Raw genomic sequence first — 2,870 nt, 5'->3', positions numbered from 1 at the left:
GCGCAAAACCTTGTGGACATCGAAGCGTTGTTACCCTGGAAAGCTCAGTTCCAAGATGGGGTTTGCTGATCGCTTACGGCATTCTGACTCGCTGTGTTGGGTTACGCTGCGCTAACCCAACCTACAGGTGCTACGTCGCCCCGCTCAGGCGCACCAAACCGTAGGTTGGGTTAGGCCGCAGGCCGTAACCCAACATTGGAGCTTTAGTCGATCAGACGCTCCATCTTGCGGAGCTTTTGCCAAAGAACAGCTCGCGGAACGTTGACGTCCATCGTCTGCATGCATCTGTCCAACCAGCCGCCGCCAAAGTAGCACTTGTGTTCTCGAAGCAGGGAACTATCAAGCGAGCGAAGAACGTTCTCGATTCGCTGATGGTGGGCTCTTTCAAACACTCGATTTTCCTTCAAAAACTGCGCGGAGTGCGTCAACCAGTTCAAGCTCGTGCGCGCCCATGGCAGCCTTGTCCAGGTGCCGCCAGTTTCGCTCGTAAATTCCAAACGCTTCCTGGGGCGTCAATTCATCCGTGCCATGGACCTGCCATGCCAGTTGTCGCAACTGTGGGTACTTGGAGAGCTCGATCCGAACTGGAATCGACGGTGTTACCTTGGCCGCGGTCTGTCCCTCGGCCGTGACGTCCACGACCGTCAGGTTAAGACCAAGGGCGTCCATTACGCTCAAGTAGGCACCTAACGTCACAGAGGGTTCACCCTTCTCGACCCTGTACAGCGTCACTCGGGATAACCCCGCCGCCTCCGCGGCCGTGACAGCATTCACCCCCAGCGCCTTGCGACGAGCACGGATGGCCGCGCCAATCTCCGACAAACGACGGTCTACAGTGGCGCTGGTTGGCGGAGATTGAGAGGGCATTTGCGGAGCACCAAAACACGAAATCTGCTTCTCATTCTAGTCTAAAGGAAGAAATAATCAACAATGAGAAACATTTTGTGGTTAGCGCATTGCTTCAGAAACCTCAGTTTTCGCGCCGCGCGAGGAAAACCACCTGAACAACCCCCAGCTCAACAGCGCCAGCAGCACACCAATCCCGTTTGCCCACACGTCATTGATGCTGAAGATCCTGGTGGGTTGCAGAAACTGCTGTAAGTACTCCAGTCCAGGAGCCAGGAGCAAGCAGAGCGGCCATACCAGCCAGAACGGCAGGCGTGGGAAGGCGGCTCTCCCACTCAGACACAACAGCCACAGGCCGATAATGTGGCCGACCTTGTCGGACTGGTTGAATACCGGCGGGGGCGCCTCGGGCCGGAACATGGCGTAGGCCACACCCACCAGGGACGCGGTAAACACGATGCGGGCCCAGCCCTGCAGGGACAACTTAGGCATGAGCAAACACGGAAGAAAGGGAGATTAGGCGAAGGTGGAACAACACGACAGGTTTGAGCATGCTACAACTGCACTTGGGGAGAATGAATCAGGGAGTATCTCCTAAATTCTCGCCCACGAAAAGCTCTGTGCTCCTCTGCGTCGTCGTGTTGGGTTACGCTTCGCTAACCCAACCTACAAAGACATGCCCCCCGTAGGTTGGGTTAGGCCGCAGGCCGTAACCCAACACATCGCCGCCCTCGACGATACGAGACCTGCGACGGACGATGGACCCCCGCAACGCCTGCTAATCGACCGCCCTGTGGTGAAAATCTTCCTCGTGAAACGAAGGTGGCTCGGCGGGTGAATGGAACAGCTTCACAAGCTTATCGCGATGCTGATCAATGAGGTCCTGATTCGTCTGTTTCAACCATTCGCCACCCACGATGTCGGCGAAAGGATTGCCGGGTGCGTACTGCAAGTGGAAGCTTTCAAGGACGGGTCGCATCTTTTCCATGGCAGTATCGAGGAAATGCCCGGCGACCACGTTGTCGTTCGGGCTGTAGGTAAACGATGCATCCAGGTAGGTCTGCTCGGATAACGGCAATACATAATTGAATATCATGGTCGCATTCGGACCTCCGATGTCCTGTCGGATCCATTTCTGCTGGTTAAACTAGTACTCCCGCTGTGTCGAGGCAATCCGTTCTCCTACCATGTAAACAAACGATGAATGATATGCTGCATCGCCTTCTGGCGTTTCAACCTCTTCATTGAGTGAATCATATCGCTGATGAAACCTGTCGATTAACATCAACATGAAATCGAGCCGATTACCGATGCTATAAGGTCTCTCATGTAGAATGTTTTGAGTGTTCGCTGCAACCCGCTGCACCGATAAATCCATCATGGTGGTACCAAGCCGCTTGCCAAACCAACCTGGCTCTTTGATATCCCACCATCGACGCATCAGGTTCCCGTACTCCGGAACGTCAAAGTTGTTTCTATCCCGGATGTCCAGGCGTTCCACCATATTCGCGGCCGGCATATCCCTACTAAAATCTTCCGGCAGGGAAAACTGAAATATATTGCCGGACAGATCGATGCTGCGAGGCAGGAGTTCTTGTGCCTTGATTCCACCTGAGAAAAGAGATGTTAACGCCACTTCTGCACATCCCCATATCGCAGCAGCAGATCCGTGTGAACACTTCTGCTCGTATCCATGCCCCTCGTCCTTCCCTTGTTGTTCTTCTCAGTCGCCGAATTCGACCTTAGCGCCTACGCCCCCTCTAACAATCAGTCTCTTGTCGTATGTTCTTCGCGGTCCGGCACCCTGAGGCTGCCCTGTTCTGTTGGGTTACGCTGCGCTAACCCAACCTACAAACGCAGCAACGGCAGCCCCACCCCCGTAGGTTGGGTTAGGCCGAAGGCCGTAACCCAACATAAGCGAGCCACTACACCACGGGAAACCGACCCTATAGAGCGACAATTAACTTGACCGGTCCAGCGACAATTATCTTGGCCGGTTGATCTGATAGGGTTCGACACCCGCA

General features: G+C 54.8%; 4 protein-coding genes. All 4 read right to left on the bottom strand.

The window, feature by feature from the left end; translation table 11 throughout:
• Window positions 1–384: 384 nt before the first annotated feature.
• The 4 genes from ACURWW_RS17125 to ACURWW_RS17110 all read right to left on the bottom strand — a co-directional run bounded on the left by ACURWW_RS17125 (window position 385) and on the right by ACURWW_RS17110 (window position 2,482).
• The gene (locus ACURWW_RS17125) at window positions 385–867 is read right to left on the bottom strand and encodes a helix-turn-helix domain-containing protein (RefSeq protein WP_445618360.1); all 483 of its coding nucleotides are present in this window, start codon (window positions 865–867) and stop codon (window positions 385–387) included.
• 81 nt (window positions 868–948) lie between these two features.
• Window positions 949–1,338 carry a VanZ family protein gene (locus ACURWW_RS17120; protein WP_445618361.1) on the bottom strand — a complete coding sequence of 130 codons (390 nt, stop codon included), beginning with the start codon at window positions 1,336–1,338 and terminating at the stop codon, window positions 949–951.
• 286 nt (window positions 1,339–1,624) lie between these two features.
• On the bottom strand, window positions 1,625–1,942 hold the full coding sequence (locus ACURWW_RS17115) for a hypothetical protein (RefSeq protein WP_445618362.1): 318 nt from the start codon (window positions 1,940–1,942) through the stop codon (window positions 1,625–1,627).
• A 51-nt stretch (window positions 1,943–1,993) separates the two neighbouring features.
• Window positions 1,994–2,482 carry a hypothetical protein gene (locus tag ACURWW_RS17110; RefSeq protein WP_445618363.1) on the bottom strand — a complete coding sequence of 163 codons (489 nt, stop codon included), beginning with the start codon at window positions 2,480–2,482 and terminating at the stop codon, window positions 1,994–1,996.
• Window positions 2,483–2,870: the final 388 nt, after the last annotated feature.

The organism is Gilvimarinus sp. F26214L, from assembly GCF_054401055.1.
This window is presented reverse-complemented; position numbering and strand designations above follow the sequence as displayed.